23 protein-coding genes are annotated in these 21,984 nt (G+C 36.3%); 13 read left to right on the top strand and 10 right to left on the bottom strand.

The annotated features are described in order from the left end of the window. Window positions 1-5: 5 nt before the first annotated feature. Window positions 6-1,805, bottom strand: coding sequence for a translational GTPase TypA (gene typA / locus G525_RS0101675; RefSeq protein WP_027124597.1), 1,800 nt, complete (start codon window positions 1,803-1,805; stop codon window positions 6-8). A gap of 387 nt (window positions 1,806-2,192) precedes the next feature. Here typA and G525_RS0101670 point away from each other — a divergent pair, with 387 nt between their 5' ends. The 5 genes from G525_RS0101670 (at window position 2,193) to G525_RS0101650 (ending at window position 5,406) form a co-directional block, all read left to right on the top strand. Beyond that, window positions 2,193-2,552 carry a hypothetical protein gene (locus G525_RS0101670; RefSeq protein WP_027124596.1) on the top strand — a complete coding sequence of 120 codons (360 nt, stop codon included), beginning with the start codon at window positions 2,193-2,195 and terminating at the stop codon, window positions 2,550-2,552. A 175-nt stretch (window positions 2,553-2,727) separates the two neighbouring features. Then, window positions 2,728-3,546: a 3-deoxy-8-phosphooctulonate synthase gene (kdsA, locus tag G525_RS0101665; protein ID WP_027124595.1), complete on the top strand. Its 819-nt coding sequence runs from the start codon at window positions 2,728-2,730 to the stop codon at window positions 3,544-3,546. A gap of 14 nt (window positions 3,547-3,560) precedes the next feature. Next, the gene (locus G525_RS0101660; RefSeq protein WP_035478747.1) at window positions 3,561-4,424 is read left to right on the top strand and encodes a hypothetical protein; all 864 of its coding nucleotides are present in this window, start codon (window positions 3,561-3,563) and stop codon (window positions 4,422-4,424) included. 2 nt (window positions 4,425-4,426) lie between these two features. Next, complete coding sequence (locus G525_RS0101655; RefSeq protein WP_027124593.1) at window positions 4,427-4,891, top strand: GNAT family N-acetyltransferase; 465 nt, start codon at window positions 4,427-4,429, stop codon at window positions 4,889-4,891. Between the two features lie 35 nt (window positions 4,892-4,926). Beyond that, window positions 4,927-5,406, top strand: a complete 480-nt coding sequence (locus tag G525_RS0101650) for an SRPBCC family protein (protein WP_027124592.1) — start codon at window positions 4,927-4,929, stop codon at window positions 5,404-5,406. Here G525_RS0101650 and G525_RS0101645 read toward each other — a convergent pair. Together G525_RS0101645 and G525_RS21570 are read right to left on the bottom strand one after the other, a co-directional pair. Next, a complete protein-coding gene (locus G525_RS0101645; protein ID WP_027124591.1) occupies window positions 5,403-5,762 on the bottom strand; it encodes a DUF1801 domain-containing protein in 360 nt (119 codons plus the stop codon). The two genes, G525_RS0101650 and G525_RS0101645, sit on opposite strands and share 4 nt — an antisense overlap. A gap of 6 nt (window positions 5,763-5,768) precedes the next feature. Then, window positions 5,769-6,470 carry a tetratricopeptide repeat protein gene (locus G525_RS21570; RefSeq protein ID WP_051209686.1) on the bottom strand — a complete coding sequence of 234 codons (702 nt, stop codon included), beginning with the start codon at window positions 6,468-6,470 and terminating at the stop codon, window positions 5,769-5,771. A gap of 448 nt (window positions 6,471-6,918) precedes the next feature. Between G525_RS21570 and G525_RS0101625 the strand changes: the two genes are divergently transcribed. The 7 genes from G525_RS0101625 to G525_RS21565 all read left to right on the top strand — a co-directional run bounded on the left by G525_RS0101625 (window position 6,919) and on the right by G525_RS21565 (window position 13,706). Continuing rightward, window positions 6,919-7,548, top strand: coding sequence for a hypothetical protein (locus tag G525_RS0101625; protein WP_027124590.1), 630 nt, complete (start codon window positions 6,919-6,921; stop codon window positions 7,546-7,548). Window positions 7,549-7,703: 155 nt separating this feature from the next. Then, window positions 7,704-7,997, top strand: a complete 294-nt coding sequence (locus G525_RS0101620; RefSeq protein WP_027124589.1) for a winged helix-turn-helix domain-containing protein — start codon at window positions 7,704-7,706, stop codon at window positions 7,995-7,997. Between the two features lie 76 nt (window positions 7,998-8,073). After that, entirely contained in the window at window positions 8,074-9,465 is a 1,392-nt protein-coding gene (locus G525_RS0101615) for a DUF4153 domain-containing protein (protein ID WP_027124588.1), read from the top strand. 347 nt (window positions 9,466-9,812) lie between these two features. Next, on the top strand, window positions 9,813-10,325 hold the full coding sequence (locus G525_RS0101605; RefSeq protein WP_245577709.1) for a hypothetical protein: 513 nt from the start codon (window positions 9,813-9,815) through the stop codon (window positions 10,323-10,325). Then, window positions 10,322-10,951, top strand: a complete 630-nt coding sequence (locus G525_RS0101600) for a SanA/YdcF family protein (RefSeq protein WP_027124586.1) — start codon at window positions 10,322-10,324, stop codon at window positions 10,949-10,951. The genes G525_RS0101605 and G525_RS0101600 overlap by 4 nt, the downstream gene beginning before the upstream one ends. 21 nt (window positions 10,952-10,972) lie before the next feature. Further along, window positions 10,973-11,353 (top strand): ribosomal maturation YjgA family protein, encoded by a 381-nt coding sequence (locus G525_RS0101595; protein WP_211222896.1) that lies wholly within the window; start codon window positions 10,973-10,975, stop codon window positions 11,351-11,353. Between the two features lie 451 nt (window positions 11,354-11,804). Then, a complete protein-coding gene (locus tag G525_RS21565) occupies window positions 11,805-13,706 on the top strand; it encodes a TlpA family protein disulfide reductase (protein WP_051209684.1) in 1,902 nt (633 codons plus the stop codon). Window positions 13,707-13,758: 52 nt separating this feature from the next. Here the strand turns inward: G525_RS21565 and G525_RS0101585 are convergent, their stop codons facing one another. After that, complete coding sequence (locus G525_RS0101585; protein WP_027124584.1) at window positions 13,759-14,961, bottom strand: NAD(P)-dependent oxidoreductase; 1,203 nt, start codon at window positions 14,959-14,961, stop codon at window positions 13,759-13,761. Between the two features lie 337 nt (window positions 14,962-15,298). Next, on the bottom strand, window positions 15,299-16,171 hold the full coding sequence (locus G525_RS0101580) for a DMT family transporter (protein WP_035478744.1): 873 nt from the start codon (window positions 16,169-16,171) through the stop codon (window positions 15,299-15,301). Window positions 16,172-16,487: 316 nt separating this feature from the next. On the opposite strand from G525_RS0101580, the gene G525_RS0101575 reads away from it, so the two are divergent. Next, window positions 16,488-16,937, top strand: coding sequence for a hypothetical protein (locus tag G525_RS0101575; RefSeq protein WP_157491852.1), 450 nt, complete (start codon window positions 16,488-16,490; stop codon window positions 16,935-16,937). 151 nt (window positions 16,938-17,088) lie between these two features. Here G525_RS0101575 and G525_RS0101570 read toward each other — a convergent pair whose 3' ends face one another. The 5 genes from G525_RS0101570 to G525_RS0101550 form a co-directional block, all read right to left on the bottom strand. Further along, on the bottom strand, window positions 17,089-17,685 hold the full coding sequence (locus G525_RS0101570) for a hypothetical protein (RefSeq protein WP_157491851.1): 597 nt from the start codon (window positions 17,683-17,685) through the stop codon (window positions 17,089-17,091). 23 nt (window positions 17,686-17,708) lie between these two features. After that, window positions 17,709-18,683, bottom strand: coding sequence for a hypothetical protein (locus G525_RS0101565; protein WP_027124580.1), 975 nt, complete (start codon window positions 18,681-18,683; stop codon window positions 17,709-17,711). Window positions 18,684-18,878: 195 nt separating this feature from the next. Next, a complete protein-coding gene (locus G525_RS0101560; RefSeq protein WP_027124579.1) occupies window positions 18,879-19,829 on the bottom strand; it encodes a lipid A deacylase LpxR family protein in 951 nt (316 codons plus the stop codon). 51 nt (window positions 19,830-19,880) lie between these two features. Beyond that, the gene (locus tag G525_RS0101555; protein WP_027124578.1) at window positions 19,881-20,660 is read right to left on the bottom strand and encodes a TIGR03915 family putative DNA repair protein; all 780 of its coding nucleotides are present in this window, start codon (window positions 20,658-20,660) and stop codon (window positions 19,881-19,883) included. A 1-nt stretch (window position 20,661) separates the two neighbouring features. After that, window positions 20,662-21,924, bottom strand: coding sequence for a putative DNA modification/repair radical SAM protein (locus G525_RS0101550; protein WP_027124577.1), 1,263 nt, complete (start codon window positions 21,922-21,924; stop codon window positions 20,662-20,664). Window positions 21,925-21,984 lie beyond the last annotated feature (60 nt).

The following is a 21,984-nucleotide window of genomic DNA, read 5'->3' as shown; positions in this document are numbered from 1 at the left end:
TGATATTATACTGTTTTGTTTCTCTTACGTTCTACTTCTGTTAAATAGATTTTACGTATTCTTAAATGGTTTGGAGTAACCTCAACATATTCGTCTTTTTGGATATATTCTAAAGCTTCTTCCAAAGAAAATTTAATAGCAGGAACAATACGTGCTTTATCATCAGCACCTGAAGAACGTACGTTACTCAATTTCTTGGTTTTTGTGACATTAACCGCCATATCATCACCACGAGAATTTTCTCCAATCACCTGGCCTTCGTAAATATCTTCTCCCGGATCAATAAAAAACTTACCTCTATCCTGCAATTTATCAATAGAATAAGGAATCGCTTGACCTTTCTCCATAGATACCAATGAGCCATTTTGTCGTTCTGGAATACCACCTTTAAGTGGCTGGTATTCTGTAAAACGGTGAGACATAATAGCTTCACCAGCTGTAGCTGTCAATAATTGGTTACGTAAACCAATAATACCACGTGATGGAATAATAAATTTACATACCATACGGTCGCCTTTGGCTTCCATACTTAACATTTCACCTTTACGCATGGTCACCATTTCAATGGCCTTACCTGATACGGCTTCTGGTAAGTCAATGGTCATCTCTTCAACTGGCTCACATTTCACACCATCAATTTCTTTGATGATTACCTGAGGTTGACCAATTTGGAGCTCATAGCCTTCACGACGCATCGTTTCTATCAAAACAGACAAATGCAAGACCCCACGGCCAAACACCATAAATTTATCTGCACTATCGGTTGGATTAACACGCAATGCCAAGTTTTTCTCAAGCTCTTTAGTTAAGCGATCTTTGATATGGCGAGAGGTGACGAACTTTCCGTCCTTACCAAAAAATGGCGAATCATTAATGGTAAATAACATACTCATTGTAGGTTCATCAATGGCGATCGTCTTTAATCCTTCAGGATTTTCAAAATCGGCAATAGTATCTCCAATATCAAATCCTTCCAATCCAACTAAAGCACAAATATCTCCAGTTTGAACCTCATCCACTTTTCTACGCCCTACGCCTTCAAAAACGTAAAGTTCCTTTATTTTTGATTTAACGATTTTTCCATCGCGTTTTACCAAAGAAATATTCATTCCTGTTTTTAAAATCCCGCGCTGTAAACGACCAATCGCAATTCTACCAGTAAATGAAGAGAAGTCCAAAGAAGTAATCAACATTTGAGTAGTTCCTTCTTCAATTTTAAACGATGGCACATGTTCTATTACCATGTCCAATAACGGCTCAAGAGAATCGGTTGGATTTTTCCAATCGGTACTCATCCAATTATTTTTAGCAGAACCGTACACCACTGGAAAATCCAATTGCCACTCTTCCGCACCCAATTCAAACATCAAATCAAAAACAGCTTCATGTACCTCATCTGGCGTACAGTTGTCCTTGTCAACCTTATTGACGACAACACAAGGCTTTAAACCTAAATCAAGTGCTTTTTGAAGCACAAAACGTGTTTGCGGCATAGGCCCCTCGAACGCGTCAACCAACAGCAAAACACCATCAGCCATGTTCAATACACGTTCAACTTCACCTCCAAAATCCGCGTGACCAGGAGTGTCAATAACATTTATTTTTGTGTCCTTATAATTAACAGAAATGTTCTTAGAGGTAATCGTAATTCCTCTTTCACGTTCCAAATCATTGTTATCAAGAACTAAATCGCCAGTGTTTTCGCTTTCACGAAATGTGTGACAGTGGTACATAATTTTATCAACCAAGGTGGTCTTACCGTGGTCAACGTGTGCAATAATTGCAATATTTTTTATCTTTGCCATATATATGGTGCCATTTTTCAGCGTGCAAATGTACGCTATTTTTTTTTCACAAGCATTCTTGAAACTTCAGGAATTTTAATTTTTTTTTAGTTCGGGAATTTTATTTGCCATTTTAAAACCGGCACATAACGCATTGAACTTGACAAAATTACCCTCTACAACTTAAAATAGATCTCGATTTTTTATAGTTAATAAAATGTTATTGTTCCGATTTTAGACACTTTCAAAAGGTATCTTACGTTCTAGAATTGATAAATGGTAAATAGCCATTCCTATTAAAAATTTTGAATAATTGGCAATTGACGTCTGACCATTTATGGCCCTAAACCCTGTAACTTAAAAAATATCAGGTATAGATAAATGGATCAAAACATTTAAAATTTACAGATGAAAGCAATTAAAGCATACACAAATTTTATCCCTTACTTCTATTTTATAGCAGTGATTATTTATTGGTTTACTGATGTCAACAGAAGTCAAGGCCTCACCGCCTATCCTATTCTATTATTTGGAATTCCGTTTTTGTGGCAATTGATCAAACCTAATGATAAGCTTAATTTCTCATTGGGCATCACTTTTGTCTGTCTCTCCTCGTATATCATATTAGCTTATTTGTTCGACTTTTTGAACATTGTCAACCTTTCTTATGACACCAAACGATTTTTAATTATGGGAGGGTTTTTCGTTGTTGGAAATTTTGTTATGGCACTCTGGATGATTAAAAATAGTATCAGGAAAGCGTTTTAAAGATCTCTTTTCAGCCTCAGGAATGATCGTCGGTCCTATGCAGCTTTCCCAACCTTAATTGCCCCCAAATTCCCTTTTGAAATAGCGATACTGTTTAATATCATAAATCCATATTAAAGAGTCATAAATGCGCACATTATTTTCCGTAACTTTGCACATTTAAAATAATAGACCAATGACGCTCAACGACGTTCCAAAAATAAAACACACAACTGCCAATAATTTCTTTTTACTTTGTGGACCATGTGCCATTGAAGGAGAAGATATGGCCTTACGTATTGCCGAAAAAGTAGTAGCAATTACAAACAACCTCCAAATTCCTTATGTTTTTAAAGGAAGTTTCAAAAAAGCAAATCGGAGTAGAATTGATAGTTTTACGGGAATTGGTGATGAGAAGGCCTTAAAAATACTTCGTAAAGTCTCCAAAACATTTGATGTTCCCACTGTTACGGATATTCACGAAATTTCAGATGCTAAAATGGCGGCCGAATATGTAGATATTTTACAGATTCCTGCTTTTTTGGTGAGACAAACAGATTTGGTGGTGGCCGCTGCAGAAACCGGAAAAGTTGTCAATCTAAAAAAAGGACAATTCATGAGTCCAGAAGCCATGAAACATGCCGTTCAGAAAGTAAAGGATGCAGGTAATGAAAAAGCTTGGATTACAGACAGAGGAACCATGTTTGGTTATCAGGATATGATTGTTGATTTTAGAGGCATTCCTACCATGCGCAAATATGCGCCTACCGTCTTGGACGTGACCCATTCTCTGCAACAACCTAATCAAAGTATTGGTGTTACTGGTGGCAGGCCTGATATGATTGAAACCATTGCCAGAGCTGGAGTTGTCAACAACGTTGATGGCCTATTTATTGAGACTCATTTTGACCCCGCAAACGCTAAAAGTGATGGCGCTAATATGCTACATTTAGACAACTTGGAAAAACTGCTGACCAATTTGGTGGCTATTAGAAAAACAATCAACGCTTTATAAAATTACCTTTTAAAATGTTTAAAAAAATTCAAACACCATTCCTTGGTGGAATCCTTTTTTTGCTCACATTAAACAGCTTTTCACAAGATCTCAAAGAACCTACAAAATACACAGCCACTAATAAAGGTAAAATCTTTATAAGTTGGGGAGGAAATAGGTCGGCTTTTACAAATTCTGACATTACTTTTAAAGGTGATGATTACGAGTTTACAATACAAGACGTCACGGCGCACGATAAACCCAAAGGTTGGCACATTGATTATATCAATCCTGTACGGATGACCATTCCGCAAACCAATTTTAAGTTGGGATACTTTTTTTCGGACCATTATACGATATCTCTAGGGGTAGATCATATGAAGTATGTAATGGATTCTAACAAAAACAGGGTCGTCAATGGCTATATCGATTTACCGTCCAATGAAATAGGATCAATATACAACGGTGTTTATGAGCAGCAGAACTTTTTGGTTTCTGATGAATTTTTACAATTTGAGCATACCGATGGATTAAATTATGTATACGCAGAAATTGCTAGATATGACGATATTTCCTCCATTTTCAACATTCAAAACACTGATAAGTTTCAAATAAATATTACAGAAGGCATTGGCGCAGGGGTGCTATACCCAAAGACCAACACCAAGCTTCTTAATCGCGAACGTTATGATGAATTTCATATTGCAGGCTTTGGGGTTTCTGCAAGTGCTGGTTTGAACTTCACCTTCTTTAAACACTTTTTCATTCAAGGCGATTTAAAAGGCGGATATATTAATATGGGAGATATTAGAACCACCCACAACCCAAGTGAAAGCGCCTCTCAACATTTTTTCTATGCGGAGAGCGTGTTTAGTTTAGGCGGTATTTTTAGAATATAATTATGATAGATATTAGACAAGCAACACTAGAGGATGTTCCGGAAATAACTGCTATTTACCGAGATACAATCCGTACCATCAATAGTAATGATTACTCTGAAAAACAAATTCAAGTTTGGTCTTCTGGTGCTGATGACCTCCAAGAATGGAAAGATCGGATTCAAAGCACCTACTTCCTTGTTGCAGAAATCAAAAATCAAATCGTTGGTTTTTCTTATCTCATCAACGGAAATCACATGGATGGATTATATATTCACAAAGATTTCCAGAGGCGTACCATTGGATCAAAACTGCTCCGCATCATGGAATCAAGAGCATCTGTCAACGGGTTTGAGGTTCTGAAAAGTGACGTGAGCATTACAGCGTTTGATTTTTTTGATTCTCACTATTACGAAGTGGATAAAAAAAAGAAAAAGAGTTATAAAGGGTTAGCGTTTGAAACCTTCGCGATGTACAAGGATCTTTAACGTCAACTATTATTAGCAGGATATAAATTTCGAAGATGCCAAAAATTGTCCTGAAGACCTTCATTAATGCAAATCAGCAAATCGTTTTTGATTTGTCGCGTAGTATTGATCTTCATAAAATATCCACTCAAAACACCAAGGAAACTGCCATTGCTGGAAGAACTAGCGGACTTTTGGATTTAAACGAATCAGTAACTTGGCGCGCCAAACATTTTGGATTTTATCACCAACTGACTTCAAAAATTACAGAATTATACCACCCTCATTATTTTGCAGATGAAATGGTCTCTGGGATTTTTAAAAATTTCAAGCACGAACATCATTTTAAAGACGCCACTAATGGTACGCTTATGACGGATATCTTCACCTATTGTTCGCCTTATGGGGTTTTAGGTAGATTGGCAGATCAGTTCTTCCTTAAAAAATACATGTTCGAATTTCTTTCAGAACGAAATCAGATTATTAAAGAGTATGCAGAGTCCGAACGTTGGAAAGCCATTCTTGAAAAAAGCTAGTTCAAAAACTTAAATGCCCTAAAGTGATAGGCTTGTTTAAGCATTTCGATGACAATCTCATCATCAATAGCTTCTACACTTTTATATCGCAAGGACTTCATACGCTTTCGATTATCGGTCACGAGAAATTCTGTCAACTCGGTAAAACGGGCAGCATTCCAGAACACGAGATCTACATAATCTTTAGATTGGTTGATGTAACACAAAGGACGTTTATCCACATAAACAATTGGCATGTGCCATTTAAACAACAGCTCATTATCAGGAACAGTCACATCAATTAAAAGTTGCAGGTGCATAATAATTGACTGGTATGGTTCTGATTGCTTTAAGATATAGGCTTCTGCCGGCTTCATAATTAATTACTCTGATATTTTCAAATAGTCGTCGAGAGGCACCAACATGTTAGTGGATTGACTCATTTGGTCTGAAAGAGCTTGAGCTGCGGTAACCATTGCAGAAGTTAAGCCACTAGTTCTTGAAATATTATTCCTTGCTTGGTTTTCAGGAGAAGTATCCATCATTGTTGACATAAGCAGAAGTGCGACGCCCGCAACCTTGTTTTCTTTCACACCCTGACCGCGGATATATAACATTCCGAGATTACCAACAGCCAATCCATCACCTTGAACCGAAGCCTTACGATACCACTCATTTGCTTTATGGAAATCCACCGATGTTCCAATTCCATTTTCAAAGCACACACCAAGATTAAATTGTGCAGCCGAATTGCCCTGTAGAGCAGATTCGTTATACCAATAAACTGCTTCCTTTGGATTTTTAGTAGTCCCAAGACCTTGTTCATACATGAGTCCAACATTGTACTGAGCGAAAACATGCCCTTCATTAGCCGCGGCCAAAAATTCTTTATATGTCAACGGCATATTGTTGACTTCGGCCGCCTTAAGCGCAGCTTCAAAATGGGCTATTCCTTTAGCTGAATTAGCGCCATTTTCTGGTGCAGCATGGGATATTTCCTCTTGAACCGGAGTAGTTATTTCTTCTTGAGCTGGAGAAACCTTCTCTTGAGGAGGACTATTAACTTGTCCTTTACAGGATATCATAACCAGCAGACATGCGCTTAGCAAAACGATCCGAAACGTGAAGCGTACTTTTTTCAATGGTTTCATTTTTCATTTATTTTTAAAAGAAATTTTAACGATCGGTAACCGACGAGCTTTTAAATATCTTTTGGTTAAAATTAAAGCGGCTTTTTATTACATTATCAAAAATAGCAGTTCATTAACGAAATAAGGTTGCTAGTGCTATTTTTATTTTAAAATTTAATTGAGAATTAAGGCTGCTTATCAATACTCTGTACATTTGTTTTCATCGTTTTCCACGCTGAGAGTGGTCAATTCAGAAACGTACAAATTCCCTCAAACTATCGCTCATCTCCTATCTCTCACCAATAACTCATACACATAATCCACCATTGTTCCAAAAATAATAAACTTTTTACTTGCACGCATGAACAAAATAAATTTACTTTGTAATTCAAAGTACTTTAGCATGAAATCAAAAGACTATCTAAAAGACATCAGTGAGATTAAGAATATGATGCATAAATCTTCTCGGTTTATTTCGTTGAGTGGATTGTCTGGCATACTTGCCGGTATGTACGCTTTAATTGGCGCTTTTATAGCATACACTATTATTAAAGATGCCAACGCCATCATAAATCCTGGAGTAGGATACTTCGCCGCTTTTGACGCTGTCGGCACTCTATTCTCAATTGCTGTTGCGGTGATTTCACTTTCAATTATTACAGGAATTTTCCTAACAGTCAAAAAAGCAAAAAAGAACAATGCGCGTATTTGGGACGGTTCGTCCAAAAGGCTAGTTATAAACTTCTTAATTCCTATTGTTACGGGCGGGCTTTTTTGTTTAGTATTGATAGATCAAGGCTTGTTTGGCCTGATTGCTCCGGCAACACTGATTTTTTATGGCTTGGGCTGTATCAATGCCAGCAAATACACATTGGGTGACATTCGATATTTGGGGTTAATTAATGTCGCTTTAGGACTCATCGCTACACAATTTATCGGATATGGTTTGTATTTTTGGGCCTTTGGTTTTGGGATTATGCATATTGTATATGGGGCTTTGATGTATTTTAAATATGAGACTGATGGGAAGTAGCGTTGGTAAGCGCTCGCAGAGTCATGGAGACGTATATTTAAATGACTCTATATAATGATGCCCTCGACCTGCTTAATGCCCATTCAGAACGACAGATTAGAAAAACTGATAATTACATTTTTAACTTTGATATTTCTGCTTTCGCAGGAAATAGTATGAGCATTATTGATAATATAAATAAAGTATTTGATCATAGAATCCGTTTAGGAATCATGTCTGTGTTGATGGTCAATGAATACGCCGACTTCAACGCCCTAAAAGAACTTTTGGAAGTGACTGACGGCAATTTGGCAAGCCATACAAAAGCGCTTGAAAATGCAGACTATATCAAAGTAGAAAAACAATTCATTGGTAGAAAACCAAACACCCGTTACAGCACCACCAAACTAGGGGAAGCCGAATTTAAAAAACACATCGTAGCTCTTGAAAAACTCATTAAAAAATCCTAGAAATCTTTATTCTGTATGCCCAAACATTTTTTTTATCAATTCACTTTGAAAAACAAAGTACTTTAAAAATTAAACTATGAAAACTATTACCACCATCCTTGCCGCACTTCTATTCAGCACCTTATTTTATGGCCAGAACATCGGCATCAATCTTTCAATCCTTAGTTTAATGACTATCGTTGTTTTAATACTGACACATCCCACAATAGCCAGACAAAAAACGACCATAGTGTATATTTCAACCTATATTCTATCTGCGATTATGGTCTTTTATAACCATTCCGTACTCGCAATATTTTCAAATTTTGTTGCATTTTTCACTCTCATTGGAACATTTTCAGAATCACGATCTTCTATGTATATCCGTTGGCTAAATGGCCTCTATTCTACTATTGCTGGATATTTCCATAGAAAAGTCAACTCAAAACACAATCCAGAACAACCAATTTCGAAAACCATTATTGATTATCTACAGCTCGCAAAATTGATTGGTATTCCTCTAGTTATCGGTATTGTATTCGTTCTTTTATATAAAAATGGAAATCCTGTTTTTAATGACGTCATTGGGGAAATTCATTTTGACTTTATCAATTTTCAATGGTTGCTCTTTACTGCACTATGTTTTTTTCTATTCAACAATATCCTAACACCGGTAGCCATTAATCCCGCTACAGAACAAGACCTCATCACTGATAATCACCTGTACCCATCTGAGCCACTTCTTCAAATTAAACTTAAAAAAGAACAACAATTAGGCATTGTGCTGCTGGCGTTGCTCAATATCTTATTGGTCTTTTATAGCGTCACGGATATTTATGATTTGATTATCAATACCAGCGTCACAGCTCCAGCTTTATCAAGTCAGGTCCATGATGGCATTAACGCCTTGATTGCGTCTATTATCATCGCCATTATTATCATTCTTTATTTTTTTCGAGGCAATCTCAACTTTTACAAACAAAATAACACACTTAAAAATCTTTCCTATTTATGGATCATTCTCAATATTGGCTTAATCATCTTAATTACCGCAAAAAACACTAATTACGTCGCAATTTTCGGGCTTACCTATAAACGTATTGGCGTTTTTATCTATCTCTTTTTGACCTTGGTTGGTCTAGTGACTACATTTTTTAAGGTTCGAAACATTAAAAATTTATGGTTTCTATTTAGAGTCAATACACAGGTTGCATTTGTTGTATTGATAGGATCGAGTTGTATAGATTGGGATTATGCCATTACAAATTACAATTTGAATAATGTCAAAGGTATCGATATGGGCTATTTGATTGACGTCATCGACAATAACGCTACCTCACTCTATAACTATTCTGAACAGCATCAAGTTCCTGACCACTATAAAAAACGTATCCGAGATAAATATATCGATTTCATTGAAACCGTCTCTCATAGAAATTGGCAGGAATGGACCTATGACAACCTCAAAATCAGTAAATCTTTTGACTGATGGACCTACTTCAAAATTTGTTTAAATCGACCATTTTGGCAACCTTAACTTTTTTGGTTAATCATATTTTCAAAAACTTTTGAGGCAGACATGTTCTTATTGCTGATCCTTTCAATAATTCCTGTCTTTAGTTGTTGTGCAATAGTGATCAGCTTCACAATCTATCCATTTTTTCGAGCATTCGAAAAGAAGAGCGACCCTAAAGAAATTGGTTTTAATAGGATCTTTCCATATTACAGTACGCTAAATTTTGGTCTATGCTCTTATTTCATCGTGTCCAGTAATTTTGAAAATCACGTTGTTGCATTTTTCATGGCCTCATTCATTACGACGTCATATTCTTGGATGTGGTTCTCAAAGACGAATGCTTCATGACGGGCTATAGAAAACAACTGATTTCATGGATGTTTGTTATGTCTCAGAACATTTTCCCCAAACTTTTTAAAAATCATGAACCTTGGAGGACTTATAGGGCAGAGCTCCTCACCTCTCCCGAAAATACTATTGGAAAATATTTGGGATTATTCTTAGAAAAATACGGTCTTGAATTGATTTCAAAAGTTGAACGCCATCCCTATCACACGATAACGAGATATGGCCCCAAAGTGGAAGATGAAATTGCATTGCACTATTTGTGTTTAAGCAATGGCAAAAGAAGTCTGTATATGTATGGTGCCATCTTACTCGCAATTTTACCTGAGTATTACAATTATTATCTCAGATCCTTTCGATTAGGAAAACAAGGCAACCCATTTCACCATTACGATTATAAAAAATTGTTAAATGTACCGATAGATGATTTTCGACAAGCTATCTTTTCAACAAGAGAATTTAAACTCGTCAATCGTCCACTCATATGAAATTTCTAAAAATTATTTTACTCCTTATTCTCTTTATAGTTCTTGCATTGGTTTCAACCAACTATTGGATTATTTATAAGGCCCAAGACCATGTGTACACCAAAATTAGTGACCTTCCCAAAAATAAAATTGGTCTGTTATTAGGTACCAGCAAATATGTTGCGAAAGGTCAAATAAATCACTATTATACCTATCGGATTGACGCTGCCGTTGCCTTATTTAAAGCGGGAAAAATTGATATTATCTTAATCAGTGGTGACAATGGCAACGAATATTATGATGAACCCACGACGTTTAAAAATGATCTCATGAAAAGAGGAATCCCAGAAAAAAGGATTGTGTTGGATTTTGCGGGTTTTAGAACTTTGGATTCCGTAGTTAGAGCCAAAGAAGTTTTTGGACAAGATGCTTTTACCATTATTTCTCAGAAATTCCATAATGAGCGTGCCATCTATTTGGCCAAGAACTTCAATATCGATGCTATTGCTTATAACGCGAGAGATGTTGATAATCGTTATGGACTAAAAACCAGGGCAAGAGAATATTTGGCAAGAGTAAAGGCTTGTATTGATGTTTTATTCAATGTTCAGCCGAAATATTTAGGTGAAAAATTAAAAATCGAATAACGTATGGCATTTGAATTCAACATGAGGTATTTTCTTTGGTTTCTTTTTCTTCTGGCAACAGAAACCGCCATTGCCATCTTTTTAAAATCAGGATTTATCCGCCATACTTTTGGCGATTTTTTAGTGGTCATTTTATTGTACTGTTTTTTCAGGAGCTTCTGGAACACTAAACCTAAAATTGTTGGAATCACAGTAATACTAATTGCCTATACCATCGAATTTTTGCAACTATTCAATTTCTTAGAATACATGCATCTAAGTCACAGTACTGCAGCAAAACTCATTTTTGGCAACACGTTTCAATTTGGTGACTTGCTTGCCTATACCCTCGGAATTATAACTATACTCTTCATTGAACATCAATTTAATTCAAATGGAACATCTCAAAACTCTCGTTTTTAATCGGTTCAACACAGTAGCCATGCTAACGGTCTCTATGGCTCTAAGCATTGTACTTTAAGTCTCCGAATGAAACTCAACCAATCTTTCTCTATCTTATTTCTGATCTGGAATTTATTTTTAGCTGTAATACCATTTCCTTTAACTAGTTCGGGATGTATTTGGAACGATAGTTAAGATATAATTCATGGGAAATCATACAATATCCTGCTCAGCTGTTTGAGGATGTTTTTACCATTTTACGGCACGTGTCCTTACCTTGACCTTTAGTCTTTTCCTAAGTGTCAGTTATTGGCATTTAAAGGTTTGATCCACACCGAAAATCCAAATAACATTTAACATCGACTGATCTCCAAGATTCCACAAACCAATTCTTATCAATTCAATATCACACTCAATTAATGAATAACTGAATTTTCTGTATTTTTATGATCAAATAAATCCAAAATACCACATGAAAAAAATCTCTATTTACTCATTTTTAATGCTTTTTACATTTTTCTCCTGTAAACAGGAATCTGAAAAGAAAACGCAATCACTAACAATGGGGCAATTGACCATCTCCAATGAGCATCCTCAACCTGGTAAAAATCTAGATCTGGTTTACGCGAGCGAAGATGAAATCGAAGCATTTTATGCCTACATGGTGGGGGAGAACAACTATCCTTTAGACATTGATTTTTCAGAATCAGATGGCCAGCAAAAAGCATCAATAAAAATTCCAGATTCTGCCGTCGCATTTGCTGTTATCATAAAAGCTGATGACACCTATGATGCCAACGATAAGAAAGGGTATCTGGTAGCCTTATATACTGAAAATGGCGAACAGATTTCTGGTAGCAAATCGGCATTATCTTACTTTGCAATAACAGATGGTCGCTATTACGATATTAAAGGGGATGCCAAACAAACTATGGAAATCTTAAAAACTGATTTAAATTCAAATCCTGGACTTAAAAGCACTTGGGAGGTGCCCTATTTACAACTGGTTTATAAAAATGACAAATCAGAAGGCGAAAAACTAGTCCGCGACTATTTAGATTCCTTATCTAAAAAAACTGACCCATCAGAATTAGAATATGCCTCAATGATGCACCTATACGACATGATGGGCCAACAGACTAAGTATGATTCTATTAATGCTGTAACCGTTGAGAAATTCCCAAAAGGTTCGGCTGCTCGTAATGCCATGTATATGCATTTTGATGAAGAAACGGATCTCGATAAAAAATCAACAATTTTAACCAACTATCTAGACCTAGCAAAAGCCGATAATACTAGTGATTTTATGGCTAGTACGTTAGCAAAAAAACATTATGAACTCAATGATATGACCAACTTCGAAAAATATCTTTCGATGGTTGATGATAAAATCAATAGAGCTTCTACATTAAATAGCCTGGCATGGCCATTGGCTGAAAGTGGCAAAAACTTAGATAGCGCTGAAAAGATGTCTAAACAATCGGTGGATTTAATCATTTCGTTACAGAAAAATCCAGAGCTAAAATCTGATTATTCCACTAAAAATCAATATTTAAAAAGCTTAGATTCTCGATTCAGAATGTTTGCTGACACTTATGCTTTGATATTATTCAAACAGGACAAAGTCAAGGAAGCTATTACCTACCAAGAAAAAGCACAAGGCCCAAAGGCTGATGATCCTGAAGCAAATCAACGTTATATTGAATATCTATTAGCAGACAATCAATATGAACTTGTTAAAAACAAGTCGGAAAATTTCATCAAGTCAGGCCATGGCACTGCAAAAATAAAAGAGGCTTTTAAAACGGCATACCTTAAAGGGAATCCGTCGGCAACAGATGTGGAGGATAAATTGGCCGTCTTGGATGAAGCAGCCTATAACAAGCAAGTTGCTGACATTAAAAAAACGATGCTCGATGAAGAAGCGCCAGCCTTCACTTTAAAGGATATGGCCGGGACAGACGTGTCTTTAGCATCTTTAAAAGGTAAAACAGTCATTTTAGACTTCTGGGCCACTTGGTGTGGACCGTGCAAAGCATCTTTCCCAGGCATGCAAGAGGTGGTCACAAAATACAAAGACAATGATAAAGTGGTCTTATTATTCGTGGACACTTTTGAACGTGGAGCCACTAGAAAAAAAATGGTAGAAGATTTTATCAAGCGTAATAACTATGATTTCCATGTGGTTTATGATTCTGAAATTGAAGGCACGAGAGATTTTGAAGTTGCCGGAAAATATGACATTACAGGAATTCCTACAAAGGTGATTATTGGACCCGATGGACGCGTGAAATTTAAATCGGTGGGCTATAGTGGTTCCAACGAAAAACTGATCAAGGAAATGGACATTATGATTGATATCTTAAAGTCCTAATCGCGATATTTATCTCATGAAAAAGCCTGAAATTAAGATTTCAGGCTTTTTTTTATTTCCCATCAACATAAGCTTGTAGATAGTCAAAACGTTTGGTGAGTTGTCCGTTTTCAGTAATTTTGGCACGTTTAAGAATGCCACGTTCATCATCATTAAAGAAAGCGGGAATGACGCTCTCTAAAAACATCTCTCCAAAACCTTCGCTGGCATTCTTTGGAAGCTCGCAAGGCAAATTATCAACCGCCATGACGGTTATGGCACCTGGAGCATCAAAAGCAACTTCCTTTTCAGTTTTAGCATTATAGCCGTAAAATGGATCAGCAATTGTTGAAGCTCTTAAGGTTGAAGCAACCGGACCATCAATATCACAACTGATATCTGCCACAAGGTTGATCTTAAAATCTGCAGATTTTACATCTTTTCGAGAGAATAAATAAGGTGCATTGTTGCCATAAAAATGTCCCGCAATAAACATATCGCTCTGTTTGGCATAAGGCATAAAATTACTCACGTATCCTGTTGGATCCTTATAAAACTGTTGTTTATTGCCCACTTTTCCGTCCTTACGTTTGTTATATTCCATGACATCCACCATACAATATACAGGTTCTGTAAACTTTGACGTGAGAAACAGGGCGTCACCTATTTCCTTTATTTCCAAATGATCTAGAATTTCTTTGGCACCATGGGCCACCTTTCCAGTTCCTGAAAGCACTATTTTTATTGCTGGAATACTAATTTTATCCAACTCGGTCTTTACCTCATTTAAATCAGAAAGCGTTTCAACTTTAGGCAAATTGAATAATCCATCCCTAAGGCCTAATGCCCTAAAAGCGTTATATGCGCCAACTAAACCGGCGTAACGGCCAAAACCAATCAAGCGTGTACCGCTTTTGTTAACGATGGTTTCATGATCATACAATTCGATATTCTTTTCCAGAATTGCCCGTAGCAACTTCCTATTGTAAGATTGCTTTTTGATTGTATGCGAAAAGAAAAAGTATTTTTTACCTGGAATCAAAGCTTCAATTGGCACTTCCTTTACCCCGATCATCACATCTGCATCAGAGATATTGTCGGTTACTTCAAACCCTAAAGCTCTATAAGCTTCATCTGGAAATACCCTAATATCACTTGACTCTACAACAAATTCTGCGTTAGGAAATTTTAACCTTGCTTCCGCTAATTCCCTAGGAGAAAATACGACGCGTCTGTCTGGTGGATTTTTTCGTTCTTTGATTATGGCAAATTTCATATAATTTTATGGAATTAGGTTAAAGACAAACTTAGTGATGCAGTTATTTCGCCATGATCCTGAAAAGCCAAAAATATCTTTTTAAATATCGTCAACTATGGAATGAGGACTGCACACTGAGTTATTTTTTACGAAAATAAGCGGATTTGAAAGTTCTAGCAAGCATTCGCTAATTAAAATATTCGCAGCTTAAGACGGACAGAATCGCACGCCGTTTCATATTGTAGAAACTGTAGGATCCAAGCAGCCATTCAATCACTCTTTTTAACAATGATGTAGGCACACTTACAATGAAAGAAAAATTTCACTCAGAGGTGAACTATCGGAATTGGTAATTTTAATCTTTTGTTTTTTTAAAAAATGCTTTTTCGTAAAACGTGAGTCGGATACCAAAAAGAAGTACAAATCCGCCAATAACCATTTGAAGGGAGATCTGTTCATCAAGTAACCACCAAGCCAATATGGACGCCAATACCGCTTGTCCCAACAAACTAACAGATACTCGTGTGGCGCGCATATGTTTGGTGGCAAAGCTGATCAGCAACCACGCCAAAAGCTGACATACCAGTCCTTGAATAACCAATACCAACCATCCCTCATCAGAAAACCCGCCAAAAGGTTCATTCAAGGCATAACTTAAAACACCCAGAGCAACCACAGAAGAAAGTAAACTGATGGTCATGAAAGTCATCACTTCCATCTCTCCCAAAATCCTTTTACTAGTTAACATATAAATGGCATAAAGCATTCCCGAAAGAATTCCAAAGGTAAATGCCAAGTTGAAGTCGAAGTTCAAAAACAAATCAAAACCCACTAAAAGCACCATTCCAGCAATGGCCACTATAGTACCAATCCAAAAATTTTGTTTCGGTTTATCTTTAAGAAATAGAAAGGCACCAATTCCCACCCAAACTGGCGATAAATTTGTCAACAGGGTGGCTTGCGTTGCGGTGGATTGCTGTATTGCAATATTCCAAACGCCTACATCCAGACCAAAAACGACCCCACATATAACAGAGAGCCAAAATGTTTTTCGGGAAGTTACCTTAAACTGTTTTGTAATCAGCACATAAGGCAAAATCACGGCAGAAGCGATGGCCATTCTATAGAATGCCGATATCAGCCCTGGCGTTAAATTTAACTTTACCAAAATTGGAAATATTGAAATGCAGATGATTCCGATAGCCAATGCAATCCTTGGTTTTGTCATATCTATAATTATTAATTATGAAGCCCGCAAAATTAAGATTTAAAACCATTAGCAATAGATACTAAATGAGTTTGTTTTGATACTATATTATCCTAAAAAATAATTAAAAAGATTCATGAGTGTATCAATACTATTAAATTTAATACTGTAATTTTAAATCTGTCCGCTCTATAAGATTTAACTTCGCATCATTTTATTTAAGATTGAAATGGTGTTTTTTTTATGAATGCGTATTTTTACATTCCCACGTGAACATCAGGACGATGGTGGTATTTACCTTGTTTTTTATTTAGATCAATATAATTTAACCGTAAACATGAGATTTCATACTTCAATTTCAGAATTCAGAACCAGACTTTCAAGTTCTGAAAGTCAAGCAAAAATAACCAAGTCTGATCTTGATCAATTTTACATTCAGCTCAAAACCTTTGACTCTAGATTCAAACTATTCCCGAAGTATTATCACAACTATATTGAGAATCTAAATCGTCTGCGGCCAGATCTAGATGACACCCACCCAGATTGGACATTTCTAAAAATCGCTTTAGCAGATAAAAAGTCGAAACCTACGAAAACCCTACCTATTTTTGTGTACCATATAAAATATGTCTATAAAATAACTTCACCACTTTTTATTGCCCACCAAAAAAAGCAGAACCTAAAGAAACTAAATGCACCGGCAAAACTTGAAGCAAAAAATAACAAACCCAAATCGTCAAAAGAATGGATAAGAGTTCCCATGCCACGAAATCAACCTAGAAAATGAGAATACCATTCATTTTACCTATCAATTAATAACAAATTTTATTAGGGTTGATTATTTTGTCTCAATGCCCAATTCCATGAACAAAAAACGCTATAACTTTATTGCCCCAATTATAAAGATAGGATCAATCAGACCAAAATGTTGTTACGCTCTATTTTCTGTTATTATAGAATTCGATGGCTTTTAAATAATTCTTTCCCAATGGCTCCGTTTGACCATTCAAAAAACCATTCAGTTCAGGGTGGTTCTCATCAATCCAGCTCAAGAGTTTCGTTCTGTTTTTGAGAAATAGGATATCATTAAAAACCAAATACTTGGTTCTTTCAACGCGATCAATTTTATGATCATTAAATCGTATAGTTTCATTCCAAACTATGGGTTCTTCGTGAAGTAATAAGATTCTTTTATCGATTTTTGAGATTTTTGCTTTTACAACTCCATTTTCTTGTGCAATTTCAAGGATTTCGTATTGGGGTTCAAATACTGAATCCCATTTCAACCATTCGACATAATCTTTTCGAGAAAATTTTTCTTCATAATCATCTTCACATTCTCTGACGACGACACTATCACCTAACAGGGCGCCAATTGCAGAATCATCTGAAGTATCAAGACTTTTATAGTAGCGTTCAGCAAGAACTAAGATGTCATCTTCTTTTTGAGAAGATTTGCACGAAACAAAGCCAATGGCCATAAATAGAGCGAGTATTAGTTTTTTAGCCTCTCTATTTTGTTTTAAATACATCATTAAAACTTCTCTTAAAATAAATGTTAGAAGGGCAGATTAATAGATTTTGGCAGCACAAAGTCTTTCGTGTAAGGATTCTCAAGAAAACTAAGTAGCGGTCTTTGTGGTTGGAGAATATCATCCTTTTCAATACCGTAAACCTGCCAGTAATTGGAAAGTAACTGGGCAAATATATCTTCATTCCAAAAACCAAAAAGTGGCGCTTTACCGTCTGAGTCAACTTCTATTGTAATCCCATGATCATCGTTTCCGATTTTGTATTCGGGTACGTACTGTAAGATATAATCGGTGTAATGAAACCGAGCGTACAACTCTTCAAACTGCACAGGATGCAAAACATGACCTTCTATTTTCTCTAGGACCTCTTTTTGCTTTTCTTCGATAACTCCATTATCCTGTAAACAGGCAATAAATCCAAAACCATTGACGCCAAAAGAGAACATTAGATTAATCGTATCGTCACGATAACTAAAAATATCAGAAGAATATTTCAACGGAAATACAACGATGCTCCATGGTTTTTTCCCAACAAAAGAAATTGGTTCAATAATAGATTGTAGCATGAGATGAAAGTGGCCAAAGCGTGCTTTCAAAGAGGGTGAAAGTTCAAAATCTTCCCCTTTTCTTAACAGTCGGTCTCTTTCATATACCATTTCATAATACAACAAACCATACACCATTCTACCCGTCCATAGAAAAAGCAATTTCTCATCAAGATCTGCCATGCCCTCGAATCCATTTTTATAAGCGTCTTGAATTTTTAGATCCAACTCCTCAAAAGCCTGCTTGACTTCTGGGGAACACGGTAATTTAAGATCTTCATAATGATAGGATTTTGCTTTATCCATCATTTCCACCCGTTCATGCCCGAATTTAAAATGTGCCATGAGCCACTTAGGAAATACGGTCATTTCTTCAGTGGTCAAAACTCCAGAAAGAAAGCAAAAATGCTCATCAAAAATTAGATCCTTAAAAGGGTTAAAAAGTAATTGGGACATAAGTATTCAGAAAATTAATAGTATGTTTAGGCAAAGTTAGCCATAAACAACCGCTTCTTTTGGGAATTTAGATAGAAATTATAGCATTGCTAAAAACATAAACTTCCAAGCCAATGGATCTTCTCATTTATTTGAAGCAACCAAGTAAATAATCTGGGTAAAAACAAATATCTATTAGGAATCTGACCTGTTTTCTTAAAAAGTAAATCCTATCTTGATGCCTCCCCATCCTGCAGAAGTACCTGATTCAAATTCTCTGGTGATAAGTGACCGTGTATATTCAAAATAAAGCGTTCGGGTCTGTAGCACCAATCCATAGTTGAACTGCGCAGTCAATCGCGCCACTTGCTTATCATCTATTATATATGCACTTTTCTTATTGAAGAGGCCGCCTTGCAATGTGGCATCATAACCAATTACCGAAACCATCGGTTGCATATAGGCATAAAGATTAAATTTTCTTTTAGCAGAAGAAGAGAAAGGAGCGTTTAAGATTCCAAAACTACTATTCAACCCGAACGATGCGTTAGTATAGAGTGTTCCTAAATTTCCAGAAAACTGAGCCTGCAAAGACCATAAATCAAGAATTCTTACTAATTGTTTTTCAAAGTTGAGTCCGTAATTTACGACCAGATCATTCTTTATCTGGTGTTGCCAGCCCAATGGAATATCATTTCCCGTTGCTTCATGGATGCCTACTTGCATCTCTTTACCAAACGCTCCAGGGCCAATAAGTCCGAGACTCAAAGACGACGTTAATCGTGTTTTTCGTAAGGTATTTGTGGTACTCACAAAACTCTTCAACATAATGGCAGCGGCAAAAGGTCTGTCGCCATACTGAATTTCAGGACGCTCATAAAAGCGCGGCGTATAGCCAATATGCTCAATCGCCAACCCATAACGTTTGATTTTCTCTTTTGGAGCAAGTAAAATCTTGTTAATTGGATTCTTTTTTAGGCTAGGCATCACCAACTCAAAACTGTAACCTTGCGTGTAATTCCGATCTGTGGCATCAAAATAATCATTGTCATAATTAAAACGAAAATATGTGTCGTTTTCAATATTGCGATAAGAAACGGTGTAGTCAATTTTTTGGGAAAATAGAACTGTAGGAAAAAAGACGCATAGAAAAAGATAGGTGTTCACGTCCTACTTACGTTAAAAAAAGGTCTTAGGTTTTCAACAATAAAAAAAGGCCTAGCGCAACTTTTCGCTCAAATACTTCCAATACCTCTTGGGCACATGTTGCACATGCAATTTGATATTTTTTCTTGAAGGAATATTGGTGCTCTCAAAATAATCTTGCCACAAGGTTTGAAACTCCAATTCCTCAACGGCAAAATAATCTATGGAAGTTTTTGTCGCATCAAAATTCTCGGGCAAAGTTAAATAGATGATGTCCACCTTATTTAAATCGTAAAACAATCCGTAGTGGCGTTTTAAGTCATAAATGATCCATTTTTGATCGGCATATCTTTTTTCAAAATGATTTGAAATAAGCGGAAGCACATCAAAATCAGGTTCGATATTCGCAAAATAAACATGGTCTTTAGTTAATTTAAAACGCACAAAAGCTTCCATTCTATGCTTTTCTCTACCTACACTTTTAGCAATTTGAGAAATCTTTAACACAATTGCGTTTGAAAAATCAGATTCTATTGAAACTTTACTCCTGAGAGCTTGCTGAATATAAACCAATAAAAGCGATTCTACATGGACTTGCTCACTTAAAAACGCATAGTACAAACGCAAACTTCCTATAGCCGTTGACTTCTGTTTAAGGCCCTTCCATACCCGATCGGCCTTTTGTAAATCTGTCACAATCTCAGTAGAACTTCCAAATAATGATTCTTGCACATTGTCACTTTTCTGGAAAGAAACACTTTGCAATCTTAATTCGTAAATATGGAAGATGCACGTAAGAAAGCCATCAAAAGTAGCGTCATAAATAAGAGTATGCTCCTCTGTTATTAACATCTTATTCAAAAAGGTTCAATTGCGGACTTAATATTTTCTGATATTTACTTGTCGAATTTTGCAAGATGATGGATTTTAACTGAGGTCCTGTCAAATCTCTTCGTTCAAAATCTCGAGAATCACAAACTAAAAAATACTTTGCTCTATTCAACGCAACGCCCATGCGTTTAAGATGTTCCCAATTTAACTTTCGAAATTTTCTTGCCTGAATTATTTTACCAACGGACTTCATTCCCAATCCCGGAATTCTAGCCAGCATCAGTTGATCTGCTTTGTTCACATCAACTGGAAAATGTTCCATATTTCTTAAAGCCCATCCTAATTTTGGATCGACATCCAAATCTAGATTTTGATGCTCATTATTCACTATTTCATGCACTTTAAATCCATAAAAACGCATCAACCAATCTGTTTGATACAACCTATTTTCTCGGAGCATCGGCACATCTGTGCCTATTTGTGGTAAACGGGAATCATAACTTATAGGAATATATCCAGAATAATAGACACGCTTTAAGTTGAATTTTTCATAGAAATAATTGGACGTCCACATGATCTGTTGATCTGTTTCACCACTGGCCCCAATAATCATTTGTGTACTTTGACCTGCCGGTGCATATTTTGGCGTACTTTTAATAATATGCTTCTCAGATTTATATTGAATAATTTCGTTTTTCACCTTTAGCATCGGCTTAAGGAAATCTTCCCGGTTTTTTTCGGGTGCCAGTAATTTCAAACCTTCTTTTGTAGGAATTTCTATATTCACACTTAACCGATCCGCGTAGAGTCCAGCCTCTTTCATTAATTCATCTGAAGCTCCAGGTATGGACTTTAAATGAATGTAACCATTAAAGTTTTCTTCCAAACGCAATTTCTTCGCCACTGCTACCAAGCGCTCCATGGTATAGTCCGCACTTTTAAAAATACCTGAACTCAAAAACAAACCTTCGATATAATTCCGACGGTAAAAATTAATGGTCAAATCCACCACTTCCTGAACCTGAAACGCTGCTCTTTTGATATCATTACTTTTGCGGGTGACGCAATAGGCACAGTCAAAAATACAATGGTTGGTCAATAAGATTTTCAGTAATGACACACAACGTCCATCTTCAGTATAGGAATGGCAAATACCCATTCCCGTGGCATCTCCAAGACCTTTGTTGGTATTGTTTCGATTGCTCCCACTGGAGGAACAAGAGACATCGTATTTAGCAGCGTCGGCAAGAATTTTTAATTTCTCCTGGGTTCGTTCGAAGGACATCATTGTATTTAGGGTAGTTTAACTAATTACAAAAGTAAAATTTACCGACCATCACGTTTA

The sequence above is a fragment of the Gelidibacter mesophilus DSM 14095 genome (genome assembly GCF_000423005.1).
In the GTDB taxonomy this organism is placed as follows: domain Bacteria; phylum Bacteroidota; class Bacteroidia; order Flavobacteriales; family Flavobacteriaceae; genus Gelidibacter; species Gelidibacter mesophilus.
This window is presented reverse-complemented; position numbering and strand designations above follow the sequence as displayed.